Annotated in this window: 23 protein-coding genes and 1 tRNA gene; 13 read left to right on the plus strand and 11 right to left on the minus strand. The window is 39.8% G+C overall.

All coding sequences use genetic code 11. The annotated features are described in order from the left end of the window. The first annotated feature begins 39 nt into the window (after positions 1 to 39). A complete protein-coding gene (locus ACK8HY_RS00890) occupies positions 40 to 2397 on the plus strand; it encodes a discoidin domain-containing protein (protein WP_416132401.1) in 2358 nt (785 codons plus the stop codon). A gap of 44 nt (positions 2398 to 2441) precedes the next feature. Next, positions 2442 to 4772, plus strand: a complete 2331-nt coding sequence (locus ACK8HY_RS00895; RefSeq protein ID WP_416132402.1) for a glycosyl hydrolase family 95 catalytic domain-containing protein — start codon at positions 2442 to 2444, stop codon at positions 4770 to 4772. Between the two features lie 145 nt (positions 4773 to 4917). On the opposite strand, the gene ACK8HY_RS00900 is transcribed toward ACK8HY_RS00895, so the two are convergent. The 4 genes from ACK8HY_RS00900 to ACK8HY_RS00915 form a co-directional block, all read right to left on the minus strand. Then, positions 4918 to 5856: a DUF5777 family beta-barrel protein gene (locus tag ACK8HY_RS00900; protein WP_416132403.1), complete on the minus strand. Its 939-nt coding sequence runs from the start codon at positions 5854 to 5856 to the stop codon at positions 4918 to 4920. 13 nt (positions 5857 to 5869) lie between these two features. Further along, positions 5870 to 6418, minus strand: coding sequence for a YceI family protein (locus ACK8HY_RS00905; RefSeq protein WP_416132404.1), 549 nt, complete (start codon positions 6416 to 6418; stop codon positions 5870 to 5872). Between the two features lie 12 nt (positions 6419 to 6430). After that, on the minus strand, positions 6431 to 6826 hold the full coding sequence (locus ACK8HY_RS00910) for a c-type cytochrome (RefSeq protein ID WP_416132405.1): 396 nt from the start codon (positions 6824 to 6826) through the stop codon (positions 6431 to 6433). A 150-nt stretch (positions 6827 to 6976) separates the two neighbouring features. Further along, positions 6977 to 7825: a hypothetical protein gene (locus tag ACK8HY_RS00915; RefSeq protein WP_416132406.1), complete on the minus strand. Its 849-nt coding sequence runs from the start codon at positions 7823 to 7825 to the stop codon at positions 6977 to 6979. 163 nt (positions 7826 to 7988) lie between these two features. Between ACK8HY_RS00915 and ACK8HY_RS00920 the strand changes: the two genes are divergently transcribed. Both ACK8HY_RS00920 and ACK8HY_RS00925 read left to right on the plus strand, forming a co-directional pair. After that, positions 7989 to 8567, plus strand: coding sequence for an RNA polymerase sigma factor (locus tag ACK8HY_RS00920; RefSeq protein ID WP_416132407.1), 579 nt, complete (start codon positions 7989 to 7991; stop codon positions 8565 to 8567). Next, entirely contained in the window at positions 8564 to 9817 is a 1254-nt protein-coding gene (locus ACK8HY_RS00925) for an outer membrane beta-barrel protein (protein WP_416132408.1), read from the plus strand. Before ACK8HY_RS00920 ends, ACK8HY_RS00925 begins: the two co-directional genes overlap by 4 nt. Positions 9818 to 10388: 571 nt before the next feature. Here the strand turns inward: ACK8HY_RS00925 and ACK8HY_RS00930 are convergent. Next, positions 10389 to 11018, minus strand: coding sequence for a hypothetical protein (locus tag ACK8HY_RS00930; RefSeq protein ID WP_416132409.1), 630 nt, complete (start codon positions 11016 to 11018; stop codon positions 10389 to 10391). 197 nt (positions 11019 to 11215) lie between these two features. Here ACK8HY_RS00930 and ACK8HY_RS00935 point away from each other — a divergent pair, with 197 nt between their 5' ends. From ACK8HY_RS00935 to ACK8HY_RS00955, 5 genes are all read left to right on the plus strand, one after another. Beyond that, the gene (locus tag ACK8HY_RS00935) at positions 11216 to 11653 is read left to right on the plus strand and encodes a GNAT family N-acetyltransferase (protein WP_077436288.1); all 438 of its coding nucleotides are present in this window, start codon (positions 11216 to 11218) and stop codon (positions 11651 to 11653) included. 184 nt (positions 11654 to 11837) lie between these two features. Continuing rightward, positions 11838 to 12296: a hypothetical protein gene (locus ACK8HY_RS00940; protein ID WP_077436290.1), complete on the plus strand. Its 459-nt coding sequence runs from the start codon at positions 11838 to 11840 to the stop codon at positions 12294 to 12296. Between the two features lie 166 nt (positions 12297 to 12462). Continuing rightward, complete coding sequence (locus tag ACK8HY_RS00945) at positions 12463 to 13203, plus strand: SDR family NAD(P)-dependent oxidoreductase (RefSeq protein ID WP_416132410.1); 741 nt, start codon at positions 12463 to 12465, stop codon at positions 13201 to 13203. Positions 13204 to 13300: 97 nt separating this feature from the next. Next, positions 13301 to 14269 carry an ROK family protein gene (locus ACK8HY_RS00950; RefSeq protein ID WP_077436294.1) on the plus strand — a complete coding sequence of 323 codons (969 nt, stop codon included), beginning with the start codon at positions 13301 to 13303 and terminating at the stop codon, positions 14267 to 14269. A gap of 179 nt (positions 14270 to 14448) precedes the next feature. Next, complete coding sequence (locus tag ACK8HY_RS00955; protein WP_077436296.1) at positions 14449 to 14832, plus strand: hypothetical protein; 384 nt, start codon at positions 14449 to 14451, stop codon at positions 14830 to 14832. 194 nt (positions 14833 to 15026) lie between these two features. On the opposite strand, the gene ACK8HY_RS00960 is transcribed toward ACK8HY_RS00955, so the two are convergent. The 3 genes from ACK8HY_RS00960 to ACK8HY_RS00970 all read right to left on the minus strand — a co-directional run bounded on the left by ACK8HY_RS00960 (position 15027) and on the right by ACK8HY_RS00970 (position 16920). Next, positions 15027 to 15473: a VOC family protein gene (locus ACK8HY_RS00960; RefSeq protein WP_077436298.1), complete on the minus strand. Its 447-nt coding sequence runs from the start codon at positions 15471 to 15473 to the stop codon at positions 15027 to 15029. Positions 15474 to 15803: 330 nt separating this feature from the next. Then, positions 15804 to 15885, minus strand: a tRNA-Leu gene (locus tag ACK8HY_RS00965). Between the two features lie 117 nt (positions 15886 to 16002). Further along, the gene (locus tag ACK8HY_RS00970; protein WP_416132411.1) at positions 16003 to 16920 is read right to left on the minus strand and encodes an AraC family transcriptional regulator; all 918 of its coding nucleotides are present in this window, start codon (positions 16918 to 16920) and stop codon (positions 16003 to 16005) included. Positions 16921 to 17046: 126 nt separating this feature from the next. Between ACK8HY_RS00970 and ppsA the strand changes: the two genes are divergently transcribed. Both ppsA and ACK8HY_RS00980 read left to right on the plus strand, forming a co-directional pair. Beyond that, on the plus strand, positions 17047 to 19479 hold the full coding sequence (ppsA, locus tag ACK8HY_RS00975; protein WP_416132412.1) for a phosphoenolpyruvate synthase: 2433 nt from the start codon (positions 17047 to 17049) through the stop codon (positions 19477 to 19479). A 341-nt stretch (positions 19480 to 19820) separates the two neighbouring features. Then, the gene (locus ACK8HY_RS00980) at positions 19821 to 20627 is read left to right on the plus strand and encodes a 3-keto-disaccharide hydrolase (protein ID WP_077436304.1); all 807 of its coding nucleotides are present in this window, start codon (positions 19821 to 19823) and stop codon (positions 20625 to 20627) included. A gap of 139 nt (positions 20628 to 20766) precedes the next feature. Here ACK8HY_RS00980 and ACK8HY_RS00985 read toward each other — a convergent pair whose 3' ends face one another. Then, positions 20767 to 21252, minus strand: coding sequence for a hypothetical protein (locus ACK8HY_RS00985; RefSeq protein WP_416132413.1), 486 nt, complete (start codon positions 21250 to 21252; stop codon positions 20767 to 20769). Positions 21253 to 21444: 192 nt separating this feature from the next. Here ACK8HY_RS00985 and ACK8HY_RS00990 point away from each other — a divergent pair, with 192 nt between their 5' ends. After that, positions 21445 to 22011 carry an RNA polymerase sigma factor gene (locus tag ACK8HY_RS00990; RefSeq protein ID WP_077436308.1) on the plus strand — a complete coding sequence of 189 codons (567 nt, stop codon included), beginning with the start codon at positions 21445 to 21447 and terminating at the stop codon, positions 22009 to 22011. A gap of 50 nt (positions 22012 to 22061) precedes the next feature. Further along, on the plus strand, positions 22062 to 22847 hold the full coding sequence (locus tag ACK8HY_RS00995; protein WP_254846221.1) for an anti-sigma factor domain-containing protein: 786 nt from the start codon (positions 22062 to 22064) through the stop codon (positions 22845 to 22847). A gap of 62 nt (positions 22848 to 22909) precedes the next feature. Here the strand turns inward: ACK8HY_RS00995 and ACK8HY_RS01000 are convergent, their stop codons facing one another. Together ACK8HY_RS01000 and ACK8HY_RS01005 are read right to left on the minus strand one after the other, a co-directional pair. After that, positions 22910 to 23743, minus strand: a complete 834-nt coding sequence (locus tag ACK8HY_RS01000) for a ferritin-like domain-containing protein (protein ID WP_077436312.1) — start codon at positions 23741 to 23743, stop codon at positions 22910 to 22912. Between the two features lie 21 nt (positions 23744 to 23764). Then, positions 23765 to 24487, minus strand: coding sequence for a ferritin-like domain-containing protein (locus ACK8HY_RS01005; protein ID WP_077436314.1), 723 nt, complete (start codon positions 24485 to 24487; stop codon positions 23765 to 23767). Positions 24488 to 24810: the final 323 nt, after the last annotated feature.

Genomic DNA, 24810 nt, shown 5'->3' on the forward strand with positions numbered 1-24810 from the left:
TATGCAAAATTCAAACAGGTATATATAATGAAATCAACTATGTTTAAAAACACAATTACAACACTTTACTTAGCTCTTGCAGTCAGTGCGGCTTTCGCGCAGACAAATGCTGGTTCATCTAAACTAATTAAGATCGACGGAAATGGTAGCGGACGGCTTTTTGACGGGGTCGGCGCTGTGAGTGCAGGCTCTTCATCAAGATTATTGATAGATTATGCCGATAAATCCAGAAGCGATATTTTAGATTACCTGTTCAAACCGAACTTTGGTGCGGGCTTTACTTACCTTAAGACTGAAATTGGGGGGGATGGTAATACCACCTGTGGTTCGGAACCAAGTTTTGCGCGAACAAGGGCAGAAATGGAAAAACCTCATTACAATCGTGGATTTGAGTACTGGCTGATGCGTGAAGCCGCAAATAGAAATCCGAATATCGAACTTGATGCCCTGGAATGGAGCATGCCCGGATGGTTTAAAGGGGTATGGTCACAGGATAACGCTGACTACCTGGTCAAGTTTATTGAAGGTGCAAAACACTGGGGACTCAAGATGAAGTATATTTCAGGTTGTTGGAATGAACGCGATTATAACAGGGATTGGATTGTCAATGTGTTAAGACCTACACTCGATCGAAATGGCTTTAAAGACATTAAAATAAATGCACCCGAAGGGGCTGGCAAAGCATGGGAAATCAGCGATTTGCTGGTTAAAGACTCTGTATTCAGAAACACAATTTCATCGATCAGCTATCATTATCCGGACTCCTATATGTGGGGATATAGAGGTGAAGAACCAAACCCAAATTCTGTTTTGACAGAATTACCTCTATGGTCTGGTGAGGATTTTTCATTGCCTGGAGCATCCTGGAGAAACACGACCTATCTAGCCAAGAACATTCTAAAGTGTTACATCAAATGGAAAATAGTGAAAGTAAACATGTGGTGTCCGATTGCTTCAATGCCCGATATTTCCTGTTTTTCGAATGTAGGCTTGATGAAAGGGACTACGCCCTGGTCGGGATATTATGAGGTGTGGCCAACGATCTGGGCGGTAGCGCATTTTAACCAGTTTGCCAAACCGGGGTGGAAGTACCTCGATAGTGGCTGTGGGGAATTCAGTGGTGACGGTGCTTACTGTACTTATAAAAACATGGATGGCAGCAATGATTATAGTATTGTGGTGGTCAGTGGTTCAGAGGGGCAGAAATTAACATTCAATATCGCTGATCTTCCTAAAGATAAGTTGCATGTGTGGAAGTCGGACAGTAAAAGCCAATTTGTACAACAGGAAGATGTTTCTGTAGTCAACGGAGAAGTTACATTAGCTGTTGATCCGGAGAGTATTTATACGATTACGACAACGACAGGTCAGCAAAAGGGAGCGCACAATATCCCTAAAGAAAAAGCCTTCCCAACAAAATACAGTGATAATTTTGATAATTACTCCTTAGAAAGAGCGCCGCTTTCGCCAAAATATTTTTATGACAACTCGGGAGCTTTTGAATTAGCACAATCCGAAGGGAATAATAAATACTTAAGACAATTGCTCGTAAACGATATCACCCACTGGATTCCGGATGAATGTGCATATACTTTCGTTGCGCAAAATACAGAATGGGAGCAGGGCGAGATTTCTTCTGATGTTTTTGTCGAAAACGACGCCTTTAATGGAGTTGGCTATGCCGGACTAATTTTGAGAGGCGCCTATGATAAAGCCAATCAATCAAATATTCCTTTCGGCTATCGCTTTAATATCTATAAAGATGGTACATGGAAACTTCAGACAAAGAAAAATATACTTGCAAGTGGAAATGTGGATGCCAGCAAATGGCATAAACTAAAGTTGACCGGCAAAGGAAACAATATCAAAGGTTATATAGATGGTCAACTCGTTGTCGATGTACAGGATGATACCTATTCAATTGGCGCAGCCGGTTACGTATCGGGCTTTAATTTTGCTGGATTCGACAATCTTGTCCTTAACTACACGCCAGCTTCAGGTCAATTGTTGTCCGCATGGAAACCAGCTACCTCTCCAGCTGATCCCGTGGGACATAGCTTGATTGGTGCATTTGATGGCAATAGCCTTTCCAAATGGAGTCCAAAAGCTGATGGTAACGAGCAGCATCTGGTCGTGGATCTTGGTTCTGTACAGAAAATCAAAAGATGTGAAACCTTTACGGATTTTGTGGATAAAGGAGCACAATACAAAATTGAGTATTCCGCCGACAATGTAAAATGGTCTGTTTTTGCAGATAAAACCAACAACGCTAAAATATCAATTCCATGTTTTGCTGATGAGGGCAATGCCAACGCAAGATGGGTACGATTGACAGTGTTACCTGCAAAAGATAAGACTATTGCCAATATCTATGAATTTAAAGTTTATGGAGATTAACTAGCTTTCCACAATATAATGAGGGATTTGAAACACGATATATCATGAAGAAACTGTTAACTGTATTTTATTTTTGCTGCTTCGCTCTTACAACTGTATCTGCCCAGCAAAAACCCTTAAAATTGTGGTATGACAAACCAGCGGAAATTTGGGAGGCCACATTACCGCTGGGCAATGGCCGATTGGGAATGACACCCGATGGCGGCATCTTAAAGGAGCGCATTGTCCTGAATGATATTACTTTATGGTCTGGAAGTCCACAGGATGCCAATAACTATGAGGCTTATAAAAGCCTTCCGGCCATTCGGAAACTTATTTTAGAAGGTAAAAATGATGAAGCACAAGCATTGGTAAACAGCAATTTTGTCTGTAAAGGTGAAGGCTCAGCGGGAGAAAGGTGGGGTAAATTCCAAACCATGGGTGCATTGCAAATCGATTTCACCTATAAGGAGGATCAGGGAGATGGTCAAAAAGTTAAAAACTACCGTCGCGAGCTTCTATTGGACCAAGCCATTGCGAATTGTACATTTACACGTAATGGTGTAAATTATAAACGAGAGTATTTTACAAGTTTTGACGATGATGTCGATGTTATTCGGTTGACAGCAGATAAGCCAGGGCAGCTCAATTGTCGTATTGCGATGAATAGGCCTGAACGTTATCAGGTCAAAACGGTGGGCAACGAACTGCAGATGTCTGGCCAACTCAATAACGGTACCGATGGTAATGGCATGAAATATCTGGCTCGGGTACAGGCGGAATTGAAGGATGGGACTATCCGTCCGGAAAATAATAAGCTGGTTATTGAAGATGCTACTGAGGTATTGATTTACGTTTCTGCTGGAACTGATTTCAAGGGCTTTGACTTTGAAGAAAAGACAGGTCAATTGTTGTCTGCGGCGATGAAAAAAAGTTATGATCTGCAAAAACGCAATCATATAGCTGCATTCAGCAAGCTCTTTAAACGTGCTTATATTGATCTTGGAGAAGGGACAGCAGCAGATTTACCAACAGACCGCCGGATCGCCAATTTCTACAATAATTTCAATAACGATCCGTCACTCGCTACGTTGTTTTTTCAGTATGGGAGATACCTGAGCATCAGCAGCACGCGGGTAGGACTGTTGCCTCCAAATTTGCAGGGCCTTTGGGCGCAGGAGATCAACACACCCTGGAATGGGGATTATCACCTGGATGTGAATGTACAGATGAATCATTGGCCTCTGGAGGTGGTCAATCTATCTGAACTTAATTTGCCACTTGCGGAATTGGTGAAAGGTCTTGTTGAACCGGGAACGAAAACGGCTAAGGCTTACTATAATGCTGATGGTTGGATAGCACATGTCATTACCAATGTCTGGGGATTTACAGAGCCCGGCGAGAATGCATCATGGGGAGCATCAAATGCGGGCTCTGGATGGCTCTGTAGCAATTTATGGGATCATTATGCTTTTACCAATGATTTAAACTATCTAAAGGATATCTATCCTGTGCTGAAAGGTTCGGCTGAATTTTATAAAAGTGTATTAGTGAAAGACTCTAAAACAGGCTGGATGGTTACTTCCCCCTCAGTTTCGCCGGAGAATACGTTCTTTATGGCTAACGGAAAGACCGCAAGTATCTGTATGGGACCTACCATCGATAATCAGATTGTGCGGGAGCTGTTTACTAATGTGATCACCGCCTCCAAAAAGCTGAGAATTGATAACGCATTTAGACAGGATTTGGAGCATTTGCTGCAAACGATACCTCCGGCTGGAGTGATCAGCAAAGATGGACGTATACAGGAATGGTTGGAAGATTATAAAGAAATCGAACCTACCCACCGTCACGTTTCTCATTTATATGGGGTTTATCCGGCTCCATTAATCACACCTTTATCTACTCCCGACCTTGCGGAAGCTGCAAAGAAGACACTTGAAGTGAGGGGAGATAATAGTACGAGTTGGTCTATTGCTTATAAAACCTTGTTTTGGGCAAGACTTCATAATGGAAACAGAGCGTTCAAATTGATCCGGGAAATGTTGAAACCGGTAGCTGATCCCAATAATATGGGCGGTGGTGGTGGTGTTTATCCAAATCTATTTTCCGCACATCCCCCATTTCAGATCGATGGCAATTTCGGTGCTACAGCGGGTATTGCAGAAATGCTGTTGCAGAGTCATGATGGCTGTATAGATCTGTTGCCTGCTCTACCTGATGCATGGAAAAATGGCGAGGTGAAAGGCCTCAAAGCGAGGGGCAATTATACGGTCGACATGAAATGGAAAGACGGTAAATTGATCAAATATACCATACGCTCCGCGAAGCCGGAGAAAATAAAAATCAGACTAAATGGTGGCTACCAGTGGTATACCACAGTTAAGAATATTTAAGTAGCTGTTTGAAAAAATGCCTCTCATGTGCATTTTAAAAAATACTATTATCTCCCTTACCGATAAAGGTGAGGGGATAATAGTTCAGCTTTAAACGATTAATATCATTGATATCAAACCAATAAGCACCGTGTGTTTACTGATTTTATCCTTTATCTTTTTTGTTAAAATTAAAACGTCTTGCAATACTGAATCCCCATCTAAATTGCCCTTTTCCCCATGAACTGTTGGTCTCACTGATAAACTGTGATTCTTGTGTCGCTGTTGCATTTGTAAAATTGAGATGAAATATATGCCCACCGGTATCCATTTCCAAACCAACTCCCAGCGCATTGTAGTAGCGCTGGCCAGTTAGCTCTTCGCGGTATTTCTTTTTCGAGGATTGACGGAAGGGAAGGAAATAGTCGGCAACGAGTGCTATCCTTTTACTGACTTTCGCCCTACCACCAATACCGATAGCAAACATGTTATTCTGGTCATTATAGGCTGTATAATTACGGTGAAGATAGGAAGGGACAACAGTAAGAGAAAAACTCGAACTGAATTTTCTGGCAATAATCAATTGTGTCACATAGGTCAGACGGTCGCTGAACCCTTCGAAACTTGCCGCTGAATGTTTTTCTTCCGAAGCCTTCATTGCCGACACGACTGTGCTTCCAAAAAAGGCGATCGAAACAGGTACACTGTTGTCTATTGTTTGTTCAACAAAGCGGTATTTGATATTACCTTCATAGAGTTGTCTGACTTCTGTGGCACCTTTCGCTCTAGCGATTCCAATGTTGATATTATCCGTTAAACCATAATCAAAACCGATCCTGATATCTGTCGAATTGTCAAGACCGAAGAAATTTTTTGCTCCACCGGCACTTCCTCCAATATCACCAAACCTGTGATCCACCCTGAAGTCCATTTCATTTCGATGAATGGTTTCGGTGGTTTTGAGATTGATCAAGTTGCCTGATTTAAATGTCGCCGTAACTTTTTCGTTCTTTGGCCCATCAAGCTTGATCATTTTATCGAGATCTTCCTGTGCAACTACTTTCAGCGAAATAATAGATAGCATTATGCCTAGTATACTTTTCATAATTGAATAATTATTAGTTATAAGCAGCTTCTATTTTTACTTTCACGACCTCCGCAATTTTCTTTCCGACGATTGAGGGGATACTGATTTTATGGTCTGCAAGTCTGACGTCAAATGCTGCTATAGCTTTTATTGTACCGTTTTTTACATTGAAAGTTGCAGCAGTAGAATAGGGTTTACCGACACCGTGGATTTGTAAAGTACCTGAAACATTCAATTTGTAGGTACCATCTTTGGTTAGTTTTTCACAGTCTTCGATCTTACCTTTAAATTCAGAAAGCGGATATTTATCGCTCTCCATATAGTTTTCGTTAAAATGCTCCTGCATCAGTTTTTTGTCAAATTGGAATGAGGTAATTTTTACCCGAAAGATAATCTCTCCTGTTTTGATATTTAGGGCAGACCCTGCTAAGCTGCTTTTTGCTTCTATATCTTCCAAAGGGGCGCTGCTGAAAAAAGAAATGCTTGCAGCTTTGGAGACTAAAGAATTTGTCTGTTGAGCGAACGTCGCTTTACTCCCGAGCAATAACAGGAGTATACTATAGATATGTATCTTATTCATATGAGTTTTGCATTAGTTTTCCGGCGTATTGCGTTTGATCCAGGCATCCAACAATTCAATTTCTTTCGCTGTCAGCGTGCCCCCGATGGGCATCGTCTTGGTTACCAATACGACGTTGTTAATTCTTGTTATATGATTTTTGACAGAGTTATATCCGTTAAATTCCCAGCGCGCACTGGCAGGTCGTCCAGCGGTATGGCATGAACTGCATTTGGTTTCAAAAAGTGCTTTTGCAAAATTTGTATAGGATACATTTTTTACGGTAACTTCTTCTGGCCCCGAAGGTTCAGGAGATAGTTCCGCTGCTTGTTTTTTTGTACATCCTGTAAGTGCAATCGCTATTACAATAATAGTCAACATGAACTTATTGTTCGGGACGAGCGGTCTAGCTATTTTTAGTTTTTTCATCTGTATTATTTTTTCTCGAAGTGGATGAAGCTATCAGCTTTATTTTTGCACATTTTTATTAGTGATCACTGATCGGGACCTGGTTTAAAAGTTTCAGGTTGCAGTGGGTCGTGTATGGGAATAAGTCACGATAGCTTCCTAAACGATAATTTAGCTGGTAGGTGCGGTAGCTGTTTTGTCGTTCAAGATTGGCCAAACACCAGGGCGGGGGAAGCTAATTCCTTTGTTGTCACCACGTTGTTGATCCTGGCCAAAATAGTACATAGGCCATCCTTTGAAAGTCAATTGTTTTTTACCAAAAACATCGATCACCGAAATATCTGCCGATTTTACGAGGGATGGTAAGGCTCCTTTGTCCATTTGATAGATCGGCCAGACGTTATCATTGCTGAAATCAGGTTTGGTAAAGGTATTTTTATTGAATTTATCAGGTGCAAAGGCATAGAGCGTCCTACCTTTGTCGTCGGTTAAATACAAGGTGCTGCCCGTACCTTCTGTGTAATCTCCCAAATAGTTTTTCCCATCATGCCCGACAAGTTGTGCATTGACAACCATCAGTAGATAATCGGGCTTCGCCACATACCAAATTTTATTTACGGCATCTCCTTTTACAGGATCAGATTGGCTGTCTCCGGCATAATAATATAAGGGCCAACCTTTGTAGGTACTTTGTTTGCTACCATCGGCTCTCGTAATTTCGCCCAGAAGACTTTTGTCGATCTTCATATCGGAACTAGTCTCATTGGTATGATAAATCGGCCAGGTTGCTAAACAATTTCCCGTACATGTAGACACACCTTTTGTATCGTTCGAGAAGAAATAGAGCGTTTTTCCATTGGCATCCGTTAGGATAGTACCAAATTGAACATTTGATGCTGTTTGTATTCCTTTCTTTTTATCTTCAGGAGCTTTATCCTCATCTTTAGAACAAGATATCAATAGGGATAACATGAAGAAGGCCATTAGGGCTGTTTTTACATTTTTTTTGTTGAGTTCCATAATATTGAGTTTTAATTGTTGATATTAGCCATTACGGACATGTTCTGGAAAAGGTTGCCTGCAATGAAAAAAAATTTTTTTTTTCATTGCAGGCAACCTTTTTTGTTAGCTCATCGTACGACATTTTATACTATATTTATCAAAAGAAAAGCAACAATATCGAGTGGCGATAACAGAAGTTGACGAAAAATCTATCCATATTATTAAGGGATGCATAAATGAGGACCGGAGATCCCAAAAAGATCTTTATACCACATATTATGCGCTGGCACTGGGTATATGTTTACGATATGCCGATAATAAAGAAGACGCAATAGGTATTTTAAATGAGGGATTTTTTAAAGTATTTAAGAATATAATCAAATATGATTATCAGAAGCCATTATCTGCCTGGATCAAAAAAATCATGACAAACACGGCAATAGATTTTTATCGCGCTAAAATTAGGCAGGGTTATCTGGTGGATATTGCTGTGGTTGAACATGCTATTGCCGATCACGACACGATAACTCAAAAACTGAATTACGAGGATTTGCTAGGGATGATACATCGGCTTCCGCCGGCCTATCGTACAGTGTTTAATCTTTATGCGATTGATGGCTACGGACATGAGGAGATCAGTGATATGTTGGGTATTGCCGTTGGAACTTCAAAGTCCAATTTGCATAAAGCCCGCGGACGGCTAGCTGAAATGGTGAAAAACCAAGAGGAGACAAAAGGTAAAACTGGGGAGAATACATGATGGAAAAGGACAAGAACAAGATTGATGAGATCTTTAGAGAAGGTCTCGATGAAGCCAATTTTGACTTTCAGGAATCGCATTGGGAGGAGATGGAGTCTCGATTGAACAATGATCGGAATAAAAGAAAGTCAACATTGTATTTCCTTACAGCATTATCTATGGCAGCAGCTGCAGTTCTCGCTCTTTTCTTTATTTGGGATAAGGATGTGCCGGTAGGAAGCAAAAAAATGGATAATTCTGGTGAATCCGCTGCTATAAATAGGTCTGAGAAGCAGGTAGGTGATACGATCATTCAAGATGACCTTTCACGAGTAACACCGCAAAGGAAAACGGAAAATATAAAATCCGCGTTGAAAGAGGATGTTGACTTTAGTCTTGGGGAAAAAACTGGTGGGGAGCTGATACAAAATAGTACAATAGGAGCGCTTCCAAAAGCAAATAGTGGTATCCTGCGACGTATTGAAACAAAAACCGATTTTACCGTTCCGAAAATGAAAACTAAAGTTGGGCAACTACCAGGTTTTAACTTATCCATAGATCCGGTTGAAACAACAGGAGATCGCTTAGCCGCGTTGTATAATCAAAAGCAAGTTGAGGAGCTCCGTGTACAAAAAAGGGAGCCGTCGGTGTTAACACTTTTAGCAGGACCCGACCTAACGAGTGTAAAGGGCGCCGGCAAATCTTCCTTAAGCCAGAACATTGGTCTGGCGTATTCCTATCCACTGACTAAAGGGTTGAGTGTCTCTGTTGGTGCGATCTATGCCAAGAAGAATTATAAGTCAGCATACAGCTTTTATGCGCCTTCAAATCCTCCCCAATCGACACAATTGCCTAGCCAAGTCAGTGCCGTTTGCGATGTGATCGATGTCCCCTTGACAGCAAATTATACGGTATTGAAAAGTAAAAAAGTAAAATTTAATGTCAGCGCTGGTCTGTCCAGTTATTTTATGCTGAAAGAAAAATATACGTTTGACTATGAAGCCGAAAGCAGCCATGGCGGTAAAAAGGGGGCAGTCTATGAACCCAAAGGAAGTTATGGAGATAAAAAAAGTGCAACCTATGAGGTCAATGGAGAGAACCAGCATATTTTTGGTGTAGCAGATTTTTCAATATCAGTTGAAAAGAAAATCAGCAACAAGGTCAATATCGGGGTAAAGCCCTTTGTTAAGATACCTCTGACAGGAATAGGATATGGGAATGTGGACCTACAGTCAAAAGGTGTAGCGGTTACACTGGGGCTGAGTTTATGATACGATCAGCATATACAATCGAGTATCAAGCTGTTCATGTTTACAGCTGAACCATCCTATCGGGAGCGGGGTTGAGCTTCTATCGTCGGATTAAAAATAATGGGAGCTTTGGACGTATTTGGGAAGTATATCTATGAATGCCTGAGCAGGGCGGCTGTTCAAAATTGACATGTGCAGAAATAAAGTAAAAAAAGTCTATTATTTTGGTAGATATTTTTGCTTTTATACTTTTAAATGTTTATATTTGTCCTATCATAATTTAGGTTTATAATTGGTTATTTAAAGGTTTTCATCCTCCCCGTTTGAAAACCTTTTTTGTTTATGTACTGTTTGCTTAATAATCAATTTCATTGTCTACTTTTCTTTCAATTCTATTTAGCGAAAAAAATCCTACGCTGGCTCTAATTTTAATGTAAGGCCCTTTTATTTATAATAAGAACAGAAATGAATGCGATGTGTAGCACATTTCTCTTATCCTTTTCGGGAGCATAGGGAAATGTTATTCTTCAACTGAAAGCGCTAGGACCCTTGTTGGGAAGACTATCCGTTTCGATTGTTATGCTGGAGTCTGTTAGTTTATTCGCATTTTTTGGATTTTGTTGGAAACATAGGCGTTATACTCTATGAAACTTGGATATTGATCTGTTTTAGCCAATTCTGGGATAATAATGGCTAATTCAGTTCCCAAATCTAAAAACTGTGTTTCAAGAAGCTTAAACCTATTTTCATCAGCACGCTCTTTAGCCTTGGTCATTTCAGCGAATAGGTTTTCCAGTTTATCCAAATATTTTTCAGCTTTCTCGTTGTTTAACTCGGGACGATTTGCATTTCCAACCTGTTCTGTTGCTTGTCTATTTTGCGCACTTTTGCCAGACTGATTATTGTTGAACAATGTATTTATGCCAAAAGCTAGTAGTGTAAACAAGGGTAGAACAATCAGCATAATAACTGGTCTACCACCATATTTTTTAAATTTGATGTAAGCATAATATAAAAGTATACCTCCCAATATAAGCAAACCGATCGCTAAACCTATATTTCCTAAAAATTCATAGACAGGAAGTAATATCCTTGGGACCCTATAAGATGATTGTTCACTGAAATAACTGACTCCAAGAGCCAAAAAAAATGCGCCAATAAATCCCATCGCGAAAGATTTAACTTTTTCTGCAATTGTCTGAACGTTGTTTGCTGTTGTCATTTTGTCTAAGGTCTAAGGGGCTGAACAAATAACATCAGCCTTTATCCATCTAAAATTAATGACTACTGTAAGATTAAATCCTTTGTATTTACAATCCGTGGTAACCCTTTTACAATTCGACAAACTGGTTGATTTTTTTACTTGTGCAATATAATGTGCAAATAAAATCAGACTTTTGTCTTTTAAAATTTACGGCAATGATTAGAAAAATTGAGACGAGCGATTATCAAAATCTGATTCTAATATGGGAGAGTTCCGTATTGAACACGCACGATTTTCTGAAAGAGGCGGATTTTAATTATTATAAGGAGCAAATTCCAACCTATTTTGAACATGTGGTGTTGTTGGGCTATGAGGAAAATGGCGTATTAGTAGCGTTTATGGGAATTTCTGGAGAAAACCTTGAGATGTTATTCATTCACAATGATTATCGTGGTAAAGGAATTGGAAAACAACTTATTTACCATGCTATAAAATATTTGAAAGTGACTAATGTAGATGTAAATGAACAAAATATCCAAGCTGTGGATTTCTACAAGCATATCGGATTTAAAGTGCTTAAAAGGTCCCCATTGGACGGACAGGGTAAAGAATATCCGATCTTACATATGGGATTGGAAGCAAATAGCTACTAAGTTACAGTTCTGTTGTTTTATCTGCGAAGTTAATAGACCCAACCGACTTCGTCTTCTAAGATGTCTTTCCTATCAACTTTATTTCGAACATTTCTATTGACCGTGCAAATCCATCCCCCGTTTGATGTTGTAGCGAATCAAATGGGACTTCCGTTTAATGTTATGCTAATCAAATAGGTAGATTATGATAAATTACTTTAAATTATTTGCCCTTTCCGTTATTTTTATTGCTGTTGGAGCCTGTAAAAGCAACGATGATAATGTGTTTTGTGCCGAGATTTATATTCCAATGGTAAGTAATATAAATTATGTAAATGAAAATGGAAAGGATTTGATATTTAGTGACAATCCACTTTATCCGGTGGAAGGAATCGAAATATATAAAATAGCGCCAAATGACCAACATATTCCGCTTTCTTTTACAATAAACAGCTCGCAAAAATTTATTGCTGTTAATTTAGAAAAAATGGAAAATGGAACATTCTATATACGGCTCAAATCAGATGTGATTGATAGAATAAGCTATACAGCAAAAATCGACGAAAGTGATCCCTGTAGAGACTATAAACTAAAGGAATTGAGGCAAAATGATAAAGCGGGACAATACGATACAAAAACACAGGTATGGACCTTTAAAAAATAGGGACGCAAAATGCTGATAACCAATACAGGTGCGGTGATCTTTAATGCTCGATTTTTCTTGGGAAAATTTCTATGACCTCAAATAAAGAGTGACAAATGTAGCAAGTTTCGGATTTTATCTTTTCCTCTCTTCAGATAGCTTTGTGTTAACTAAAACATTAAGCGATATGCAGATTTTTAAAGATAAAGTCATCCTCATTACGGGTGCCAATAGAGGTATAGGCCAAGCATTTGTAAAAGCTCTATTGAACAATGGTGCAAAAAAAATCTATGCTACCTGTAGAAATTTGAATACGATACCCACATTTGATGACAATAGAGTCGTTATTTTGCCTCTTGATATTACCGACGACAAGCAGATCTCAATGATTGCGTCGATCGCGCAGGACACTGAAATATTGATCAATAATGCGGGAGCTTTAAGCGCGGGAAATATTTTGGAGGGGGACCTGACAGGAATGGAGAATGATATGCATGTAAATTATTTTGGAACAATAAAAATGATGCGCGCGTTTAAACCTATTCTGAAAAAAAATAAACCGTCAAAATTGATTAATATTGTTTCAATTGCAGCTTATTCACCTTTACCCTCTATCGCCGGATATGCAGCTTCAAAGGCAGCACTTTTTTCTGCAACACAATCTGTTCGAATAGAACTGGCTAAAGATAGAGTTGCTGTTTATGCAGTGAATCCAGGTGCAATTGATACGGATATGAACAAAGGAAGTGATTGGGATATGCCGGATGCGGATAGCACAGTTCTGAAAATTTTGGGATATGTATCGGAGGGTATGCTTGATATTGTTCCTGATGTAATGGGACAGGGGATGTACAAGGCCTGGAGCGAAGATCCCTCGAAATTAGCAAAGATTTTTTCAGATTTATACTATGCCGACAATACCAACTAAAGTTATTTAATATGTAAACTGATATTGATCTCTTGTTTAATTCCTCATAAAACAGTATCTTTTTTATAAAATTAGAACTAAGAAACAAGGAATAACAATGTCATTAATAGATTTATCAAAACGCGTAGCGCTAGGAATAGATATTGGGGGTACCAATACGAAATTTGGAGTGGTCAATCATCGGGGTGAGGTTCTTGAAAAAGGAAGTTTAAGAACAGATGATTATGAGCATGTTGAAGATTTCATTGATGCTTTGCATGAAAAAGCTTATCCTTTGATCAGAAGGTTTGGTGGTGAAGAGAACTTTGATGGAATCGGTGTGGGAGCTCCCGATGCAAATTACTATACGGGAACAATAGATCACGCTCCCAATCTTCCATGGAAAGGTGTGATTTACTTTAGTGATTTAATGACTACTAAGTTTAATATTCCTTGTACCATTACCAACGATGCGAATGCGGCGGCTTATGGTGAGATGCTTTTTGGCGCAGCACGGGGAATGAAGGATTTTATTATGATCACTCTGGGAACAGGTGTAGGAAGTGGTATTGTCGCCGGTGGAAAACTCATTTATGGACATGATGGGTTTGCTGGGGAATTAGGCCATACGATTGTTAAACCTGGAGGAAGGAAACATTGGAGTACAGGTTCGGAGGGAAGTTTGGAAGCATATGCTTCTGCGACAGGGATCACAATTACAGCAAAAAAAATGAGAGCTGAATTTCCTGAATCGATGCTAAATCAGTATCCCGAAGATGCCATTAATTCAAAAACTGTTCATGAATGTGCGGTACAGGGTGATCCGATAGCTATTGAAGTTTTTCGTTATACAGGACAAAAATTAGGTGAGGCATTGGCAAATTTTGTCATGTTCTCTTCTCCCGAAGCTATTCTCCTCTTTGGAGGGGTAATAAAGGCGGGTGATTTCATTTTAAAACCTGCGAAATTACATATGGAAAGAAATCTCTTTCCATTATTCAGAAATAAGGTAAAACTGGTTTTCAGTGAACTGGAAGAAGCGGATGCCGCTATTCTTGGAGCGAGTGCTTTGGTTTGGGAAAAGTAAGTGGGTAAATGCGGAGGATTTAGAGTGGGAGATGGCGAGTCAATAGGTCCGTGATTGGAACAGTATTTTTTAATTTGTTGCAGGAGGTATGGGAAACGCAATCAAAAGGCATAGTATTTGCTGAACGTAATCTTTAAAAATTGAATAGTTCTGAACAATTAAAAAACAAATTTAAATAGATGAAAAAGGTTATTTTACTTTTTGTATTGCTCTGTACAGCTTTTTTTTCAAAAGCAGATCAGCTCCAAGCGTTAACTCAGGCACAGGCAGAGAAAGCCGTTGGGTATCTTAAAAAAGAAGCGGTTGTTATTTTATGGTGCAGCTGTTGTGATAATGAGACTCCCAAAAAAGTCACTGTTAATGAGGTGTTTTTTAAAAAAGATAATGATGGGAAATATTATTCTGTCATATTAAAGGGTAGAGATGAAAATGGAAAGGATGTCGAAGAATATTTAGATCTAGCCTATGTGTTTGTGAAAAAAGGCAATAAAGCAAAAAGTTTAGGCAAGGTATTAAAATTTGAGTGCGATCCCTGTACCAAACCATTTGATTGGTCGGTTTAGGTGATACAGCAATCTCGAATTTGTTAATCGCTACAAAAAAGGTCAGCATGGAAGATCCGTGCTGACCTTTTTTGCGAAGTGCCAAGACCCGTTTCAAGATTTATTCCGTCTGCATATCAATATCCGAAAAGGGCTTTCATCCCACTGCATGTGTAAAATAGCTGTTCCATCGTTTCCTGTAAGCGGAGCGGATGTTACCCTTTCATTTTTTTATTGCCTTCAAAATGGATCATCCATGCAATGCCAAATTTATCCTGAAAGGATGCAAATAATTCAGCAAAAAACTGTTCGCCCAAAGGCATTTCTATATTTTGGGCGCCCACTGAAAGCTTATTGTAAAGTTCTGTGGCCTCTGTCGCAGATTGTGCATCCAACATCAGATAACTGCCAGTTCCAAAGGTCGCTTTCTGGCCGAAACTCTCCAGACAGTCTGAGCCCATTAGCATAACCGAATTGTTAATATTGAGTGCAGTATGCATAATTTTATCCTTATCAGCTTCTGCAATAGGATGTTCGGGATCCGCAGGCATGTCGCCGAAACGATGAACGCCGATTAGTGGCGTGTTAAAAACTGTTTTGTAGAAGTCAAATGCTTCTTCGCAGTTACCATTGAAATTTAGATACGCGTGCAATAGTGCCATAATTATATAATTTTAGTTGAATACCCCAAAGATAAATTCGACGATGACAGCTGTCTGTCAATAGCTCTAAAATAGTTATGATCAACATGCTTGTGGCCTTTTCGTCTCGGTCAGCTGCTATATGAAGCCTATAACCTTCAAAAAGAAAACAACGGCTAGCAAAAGATGTTTTTTGTTATTTGTGAAACTATTTGTTGGTGATAAAGATTAGCGTATATAATTGACTAAGCATTACTGAATAATTTATCCTTTCCTTTTTGTCATTCGAAATGCTCGTTTAATGGGGATATAAAAAATCCTCCTGCGATTTTAAGCTCAGGAGGATCTCAGTGCGGAAGAAGGGACTCGAACCCCCACGCCTCGCGGCGCCAGATCCTAAGTCTGGTGCGGCTACCAATTACGCCACTTCCGCATTAGGATTTCTTTTGATGTCGCAAATATATAAACCTAACCGTTATCTTGCAAATATTCTGTCGATATTCGTTGTACGGGGCACATTATGAGCTAGATATTTTCAAAATAGCTCCTTTTATCCATTTAATGGGTAAAAGCTAGACGAATCGGAAGGCCTGTGTTCCTGCCGATAGACGATCGGGGATTTTCCTGTTAACTGTTTAAAGTAGCGGTTGAAATTCGAGATATTATTGAACCCTGAGCTTGAGCAGATAGCGGAGACAGTTTCATTTCCGTCCCGTAGGAGCTTGCAGGCATGCTCAATTCTGACTTCAATAAGAAAATCGAAGTAACTTCGTCCAGTACGCGATTTGAAATAATGGCAAAATGCATTTGGAACCATATAGACAATGCCCGCGATGTCACTTAATTTGATGTCTTTGTAAAAATTGTCCATTGTGTACAGATAGATTCTGCTCAGGCGTGTCTCGTCTATTTTCTTAAAAGGTTTAATATCATCACTTGCATCACTGTGGGGTATATTCTGGCTGGCACTGATTTCATTGATGAGCAATAGCAACAAGGGGAGCTGTTCGTAGCTTTCGCAGCTTTCTAACCGTTTGAGCTTCCTTATCGCGCTTGTTTTTGTTCGCCCTTCTAACTGTAATCCAACCTTTGAAGCTGTTAGCAACTTACTGAGCGGGTTGTTTTCAGGAAGATTGAGAAAATCTTGCCCTAATTTGTAAGGATCAAAATGTAAGGTTAATAGTTTGAGAGGAACTGGCGTTCTGCCGTGCTTCATTGCATAATCATAATAGCGGTTCGTTTCGAATTTGAACATATGCGGCGTATTAGCCCCAATGAGGATTATTGTTCCACTAGCAATTCTTTTGGAAGACTGACCTATCGAAAAAGTTCCCTGTCCGGAGACGATATAAATCAGCTCAAGTTCCCGATGGCTATGGAAGCTGTTAGAAGCATGATAAACATCGGCGGTTGCCAAGGTGAAGATTGAGTTTTTCGTTAGGATTGTCTGTCCGAAGTAGTTTTCCATTTATATAATATAAATACGAATATGATTGTGTTGTAAATAAAATTATTAAAATAATATCAGTTTGTCTTAATATTTAACAAATGACTTCAAAAAATGAGGCCTAACTTCGTGTAAAATTATTGTATAATGAACGACAACAGATTTACAATGCGCCTGATTGAAGCCTCTATAGGGGATATTGATCTGGTAGGAGGGAAGAGTGCTTCTCTAGGCGAAATGTTACAGCATTTGAAACCTTTAGGGGTAAATATTCCGGATGGATTTATTGTGACCAGTAAGGCCTACTTTCAATTTATCACGGAAAATCAACTCGATCAGAAGATCAAGGACATACTGCAGGGTGTTGACAGTACAAACCTACGTGAGCTGACCAGTTGTGGGGAGAGGATAAGAACATTGATTCAGCAAGGTGTTTTCTCGATAGCAATGGAAAAGGAAATTCTGGCAGCTTACGAAAAGCTTATCGGCTTAGAGAATGAATACGACTTCGGTGTCGCGGTGCGTTCGTCTGCCACCGCAGAAGATCTGCCTGACGCCTCATTTGCTGGCCAACAGGATACCTACTTAAACATTAGGGGGCAACAAGATCTGTTGATGGCGATTAAAAATTGTTTTGCATCGCTATTCACTGACAGGGCGATCAGTTATCGGGAAGCATTTAACTTTGGCCATTTTAATATAGGTCTCTCTGTATGCATACAACAGATGGTGCGCTCCGACTTGGGGAGTTCGGGAGTCGCTTTTTCTATTGATACAGAAAGTGGTTTCAAAGAAGCCGTGATTATAAATGGATCTTATGGCTTGGGAGAACTCCTTGTTCAGGGCGTAGTGAATCCGGATGAATTTATTGTATATAAACCCTTGCTGAAAAGAGGTTATGCATCGATTGTAGAAAAGAAACTGGGAGGAAAACAGTTACAGATGATCTACAGTACTTCGCAAGGGGAGAAGGTGAAAGTGATCGATACGCCAGAGGAAAGCGCAAAACGGTTTTGTCTAAGTGATGCGCAGATTCTTCTGTTATCCAAATGGGTGTGTATAATTGAAGAGTATTATACAGCACTCAAAGGAAAATGGTGTCCTATGGATATAGAATGGGCCCTTGACGGTCTGAAAGGTGATCTATACATCGTTCAGGCCAGACCTGAAACTATTCATTCATTAAAAAGATCCAGCTGCATCACAGAATATAGGATCAATGCAAAAAACAGATCATCTCAGATTCTACTTAAGGGTACCGCGGTGGGAGACAAGGTTGCTTCGGGGAGAGTTCATAATTTCAAAGGTATCGATAAACAAAATATACAAGAGATCAACTTTAATACAGGTGATATTATGGTTGCAGAGATAACCGATCCCGATTGGGAACCGATTATGAAAAAGGCAGCTGCAATAATTACCAACAAAGGTGGGCGGACATGTCATGCCGCTATTGTTGCCCGTGAACTGGGGGTACCGGCTATCGTGGGCTGTGATAGAGCGACCGAAACATTGCTTACAGGACAGGAAATAACTGTTTCATGTGCTGAAGGTGATACAGGGATAATTTATAAAGGAATAATTCCGTATAGTAAGCATGAGCATGATCTCTCGGACTTACCGGATGTGGGGACGCCAATAATGATGAATATCGGATCGCCGGACATTGCCTTTCAATATGCAGAGTATCCTGCAAAAGGAGTAGGTTTGGCGCGGGAAGAATTTATTATCAACAACTATATCAAGATTCATCCGATGGCGCTCTTAAAACATCGGGAACTGAATGATATGGAATTGAGCAACTACATTAGTTCGCTTATTGCCGGTTACGGGGACGAAGAACAATATTTTATTGAAAAACTATCCTATGGAATAGGAAAAATCGCTTCCGCATATTATCCGAATAAGGTAATCGTTCGTTTCTCAGATTTTAAAACCAACGAGTATTATAATATGCCCGGTGGAAAGTACTTTGAACCCGGAGAGGAAAATCCGATGATCGGTTGGAGGGGAGCTTCGAGATATTACTCAGCGGCCTATAGAGAGGCCTTTGGGATGGAGTGTAAAGCGATAAAAAAAGTGCGGGAAAAAATGGGACTCGACAATGTGGTGGTTATGATACCATTTTGCCGTACGGTAGATGAGTTGCTACGGGTCTATCAGGTGATGGAGGAACATGGTCTCAGACGAGGGCAAAACGGACTGGAAGTGTATCTGATGGCGGAGGTTCCTTCGAACATTATCCTCGCTGAAGAGTTTGCTCGTCATATTGACGGTTTCTCCATCGGGTCGAATGACCTTACCCAGCTGGTACTTGGGTTGGATCGCGATTCAGCCTTGGTTTCCGGTCTATATAATGAACGCAATGCTGCGGTAAAAATCATGATTGCGAACCTTATTCGCACGGCAAAGAGGCAAGGAGTCAAGGTAGGCATCTGCGGTCAAGGCCCATCCGATTATCCAGATTTTGCCCAGTTTCTGGTCGAAGAAGGGATAGATTCAATTTCCGTTACCCCCGATTCCTTTATGAAAACTGTGAAAGCTGTCAAAGAGATCGAAGAAAGATTGGTCGCCTATTAATGCAAAAAACTCCCGGGATTATAATCTCGGGAGCATTTTTATGTAGAAAATATTCTGCAGCGAATTCTTTCAATGTTTCAAGGAGCCTTCTAGATTTACAATCTTTGTTAAATTGAAGCGACCTAATCGGTTGATCGAACAGCGATGATCCTGACAGGTGCTCAGCTACAGCATTGTTCTAAATTATGAGACTATCACTGCTTTTTATAAAAAGACTTTCCCGAATGAAAATGGCATTCGAAGTTTTCTGTGCTATTGCTCATAGTAATTAACAATTTAACGATGAAGCTTAATGGAATATATCGTATCTTGCTATACAATTTAAACCAAATAAGTATTAAATGAGAAGACTGATCTATATAATCTCAGCAGTTATTCTGTTATTGGAGGGCTGCATAGGAATAAAAGGGAATCGGGATAGTAACGAAGGTTGGAAACCATTATTCGATGGTAAGGATATTAAAGATTGGTTTGTCAAAATTCATCACCATGAAGTAGGTGTTAACTTTGGTAATACTTTTAGGGTTGAAGATGGGATTATCAAGATCAGGTACGATCAATACGATGATTTCAATGATCAGTTTGGTCATTTATATTATAAAACGCCCTTTTCGTATTATCACTTAAAATTTGAGTATAGGTTTGTAGGAGACCTTCATAAGGGAGCTCCTTCCTACACGCTACGCAATAGTGGTATTATGTTTCATTCACAAGATCCCCGAACGATGCTGAAAGAACAAGATTGGCCCATCTCTGTAGAAATGCAACTTTTGGGTGGATTGGGTGATGGCCAGCCTCGACCTACGGGTAATATGTGTTCGCCTGGGACAAATGTTGTTTATCAAGGTAAGATAGCCGCCTCACATTGTTTAAATTCGACTTCCAAAACTTATGATGGTGATCAGTGGGTTAAAGGCGAATTAATTGTATTGGGCGATTCACTGATCAAACACATCATTAATGGTGACACTGTTCTTGAATATTCAAAACCGCAAATCGGAGGCGGGGTTGCGAACGGTTACGACCCTAAAATGAAAATTGACGGTAAGTTGTTGAGCAGTGGCTTTATCGCCTTACAGAGCGAAGGCCAACCAGTAGACTTTCGGAATATCTGGATCAAAGAACTGCCCGGATCAGCGAGGAAGTGATCTCCATCTGCTGGATGAGTTTATCAATCATGTATTCCAATGATCGCAGGATGTATATCCCTTAGAAGGATGCTTATCAGTGAACTCTTAAGAAATATAGAACTAGTTGATTCACCATATGGTGTGAAACACGTCTTTTTTACTTTTTTTGTACTGTGATAACAATCTTATAATTCCCTTTCAGTTCTTTTGCTCCATGTTTTGCTGTAGGGTAAGGAGATACATTTTGTAATGCAACGGTATGCCCGTTGACGTTAGTCTCCTTCTGGTATCCTCTGGCTTGCATATCTGTTGTCGCAAGACTCAGGATTACAGGCTTGGTAGCCTTTTCCGATATTTCAATTTCGGCAACTGCAACACCTGCCCATATACAGTCTACCCCTTTAGGGCAACGGCTTTCTTCTAAAATACCATTGAACTTAACTTGCAAAGGATATCCTTTCAACATTTTTTGTTGGCCTTCAGATAGCTCTATACGCTCGGCAGCTTTATCATTTGTTTTAATATTCTTTTGCGAAGTACAACTTATCAGACTGTAGATTCCTAAGCTCAAAATAAGAATTTTATGTAACATCATTTTCTTTTTTGAATTCAACTTATACAAAGTTGAGTAATTATTATTCAAATAAGGCGATTTTAAATAATATTTTGAAAAGTATTCGTCGTACACACTGCCCAATCGGAGATCAATAAATCTTAAAAGCAGGACATGGATTAGGTATTTATTTGGCTCATCAGGTATTTTAACTTGTTTTATCTGAATCGCTTGATTTTTAAACTTATAATTTCCATCTTTATTAAGTTATAAACGTAAAATTTGAGTCCATTACATAACCTTCCCGAAGAGACACTGATTCTTTTATTGAAAAAAAAGAACCAACAGGCTTTTAGTTATCTTTATGATAACTATTCAGAAGCACTCTATGGAGTTGTGTGCCGTATTGTAACTTCGGCTGAACATGCGGAGGAAGTCATACAGGATGTATTTGTAAAGGTTTGGAAACACGTTGATCTTTTTGATGCTGAAAAAGGTAGGCTCTATACCTGGATGATCAATATCGCCCGAAATACTGCATTAGACTACCGAAAATCCAAGGCTGTGCTAAACGAACAGAAAAACCAACCGCTTTCAAATATCGTAAATAGTAAGGAAGAACTGGATCAGACTCAAATCGAACAAAATGTCAAAGCAGATTTTATTGGATTCAGAAATATTTTGGATAAATTAAGGCCTGAATGGCGTATCTTAATTGAAATGGCATACTATGAAGGCTATACGCAACAGGAAATTGCCGAACAGCTTGACGTCCCTTTAGGAACGGTCAAAACACGTACCAGAGCTGCATTTTTACAGCTACAACAATTATTAAAGGAGTATCGTTAGTTTTGGATATTAAAGCATACATATCGTCAGGGATTATTGAATCATATGTTTTGGGGCTTGCATCGGAAGAGGAAGTGAGCATCTTGAACTGTATTCGAAAAAATAATGTCGAAGTGGAACAGGCCATCGCCGAAGCGGAGAAAACGCTTGAAGATTTGGCTGATATCCAAGCGATGACTATGCCTGCATCTTTAAAACAGGATATCTGGAATAGGCTAAATGCAGAAAATCTAGTTGCTCCCGATGGTTCTTCAGAGGGACAGGAAAACGGATTGGACAATAACACTGAACGGCTGGTCAGCAATGCACAGGGAAATAAAACATTACATTTGAAGTCCTATAGATGGGCAATCGCTGCAAGTGTATTACTTGTGCTCAGTGTTGGTGTGAATGTACTGTTTTATCGGCAAACTAATGAGGTGAAGGACCAATTGACTCAAACAAATTTGTCGTTTGACCAACAGCAAGCAAACTTAGCTATCTTACAGGATAAATGGCGTCTAGTACAAAATCCTGCCATCAAAACAATCCCGCTAAAAGGAGTCGAAAATAAACCTAATCTCCAAGCATTGGTATTTTGGGACCAGGTCTCCAAAACAGTTTACCTAAGTCTTGAGCAGATGCCTACCGCACCAAAAGGTAAGCAATATCAATTGTGGGCGATGGTAGACGGTAAGCCGGTGAATGCTGGTGTATTTCCATTGGATGCAAAAACAGATGGTGCAAGCAAAATGCTAGACATCCCCAAAGCGCAAGCTTTTGCGATTACACTCGAGGATGAAGGTGGCAAAGATGTGCCTACGCTTAGTGAACTTTGTGTCATGGGCGGGATCTAAAAAAATGCCCTGATTCGATAAACAAATCAGGACATGCTAAACAGATAAACTACGTTTTTTTGTTATGCTTTAATAAATAAACCTGCAATATTAAGTACAGCTTCTGCAGCAAGTGGTTCGTCAAATGCTTGAGTAGCGGCATTTGATGAAATTTTTCCCATATGACCAGAGAGGCTTGTGATATCCACTCCAGCTTGGATAATATTGTTTTCACCAGCATATATAGGGTCTACAACTGCACCAATACCGGTGTCGTTGCTTCCTGTGATCCACGGTTTTTGATCAGCTGCGGCGCCTCCGCGGGCACGTCGCATCTGACGGATGTGTGAGGCATGTCTCGCTTCGACCGAATGAATCTGTAAGGCTGCTGTAAGTACGACCCGATTGCCAAGGAGTATTCCAGCCTGTCCTTTGTATGCCCGCACGCCAGTATCTTCAAATGCTTGCGCTACAGCTAAAAACGTGTCGTAATTACTAAAGACATTACCAAAAGTGCCACCAGCAGTAAAATCAAATGTGGGTTTAGAGACGGCTTTATTACCGAGCACCTGTTTGAGGAAATTGACATGGGCAATTTCGTGGTCTCGAATGTTGGTGATGGCACCAAGGGGCTTTCCTGATGGAATAAGGCCCGCTTTAGCTACCCCCATTGTATAGTATTCCGCTTCGAGATATTCCAACGTCAACGCGTAATTTAACACGCCATTGACGTCAGTGGGTGCAGTAGCACCGTAAGCCTTTTTAAAGAGCTCGCTAACAAAAAAAGGGAGCGTCGCGAAAGTGATTTTTTTGCTTATAGAAGCAAGATTTTTAATAGCTTCACGACGAGGACTGATTCGATCGCTAAATTCAGGATCTACAGTATTTATTTGTTCAAAAACGTTTAAAAGATTCATGATTGTCAGATTTTAGGTGAATTAATAAGTTGGTAGATCCTTAACATCTATTTTTGATTTAATAAATGGTGCCGCAGCACTCAAAACAACGCTTGGGCTCTTGGCTAGATCTAGTCCATTGGAATCGACAACTTCCTGATTCGCAAAACTACCATTGTCGATCATATCCCTGACCCAGGCGGCGTGCCGGGCTTCGACCGAAACGATTTTGCCCGCCAACAACAGATAGTTTGGATCTTTAATTAACCATCCCGCACCGTTATAGGCTGAAACACCCAGGTCTTCAAATGTTTTGGCGGTGGCCAAGACTGACGCTCGACTGCTAAAATTAATACCTGATAAGTTGAATTCAAGACTAGATATAGCTTTCGCCCCTAAGGCCATTTTAAAAAACTCGCGATGAGCAATCTCGTGATCGCGGAGATCTGTAAAGAAAGCTTTTTCCATTTCCGAAATACCGGAATAAGGATTATTGACTAAGTGGATGTAAAATGCAGCTTCAAGTTGTTCCAATGCATATGCATAATTTAATATGGCAATATCTCCACTGCCAAAATACATGCCTTTACCACTATTGTCCATGTCATTATCATGGTCTTTTTTACAGCTTGTCATACCAAGTATGGCAATTGATGCTATGCTAGCACCTGTTAATTTCAGAAAGTCTCTTCGTCTGAAATCCTTTTTTTCAATTTCGCTATCGGAGATTGATGTTAAGGCGGTTTTTGATGTTATCTTTTTCATAACAAAAATTTTTTAGTTTATAATTTTTCTGTACTTATAAGCATTTACGACTTTTTCGATTGCTTGGATTGCGGAAATTTATATTTTTTTTAATCCTGAAAAATTGAATTAAAGAATATCACCATTTTAATCAAAAATCCAGTTCGCGCTTTATACTTGATATTAATTAATTGAATAGAATAACTATTTTTCCACCTAATAGACCAAAATTTACCCCAACCTCGAGCGCATATTCTAGTAGATTTGACTCATAACTGAAATATAAACCAAGTTCCAAGAACGAAACCAGCGGTTAATTTGTACTGATGAATCAATCAATCAAA

Origin of the sequence: Sphingobacterium sp. NGMCC 1.201703 (assembly GCF_047784615.1) — a bacterium.
Taxonomy (GTDB): Bacteria; Bacteroidota; Bacteroidia; order Sphingobacteriales; family Sphingobacteriaceae; genus Sphingobacterium.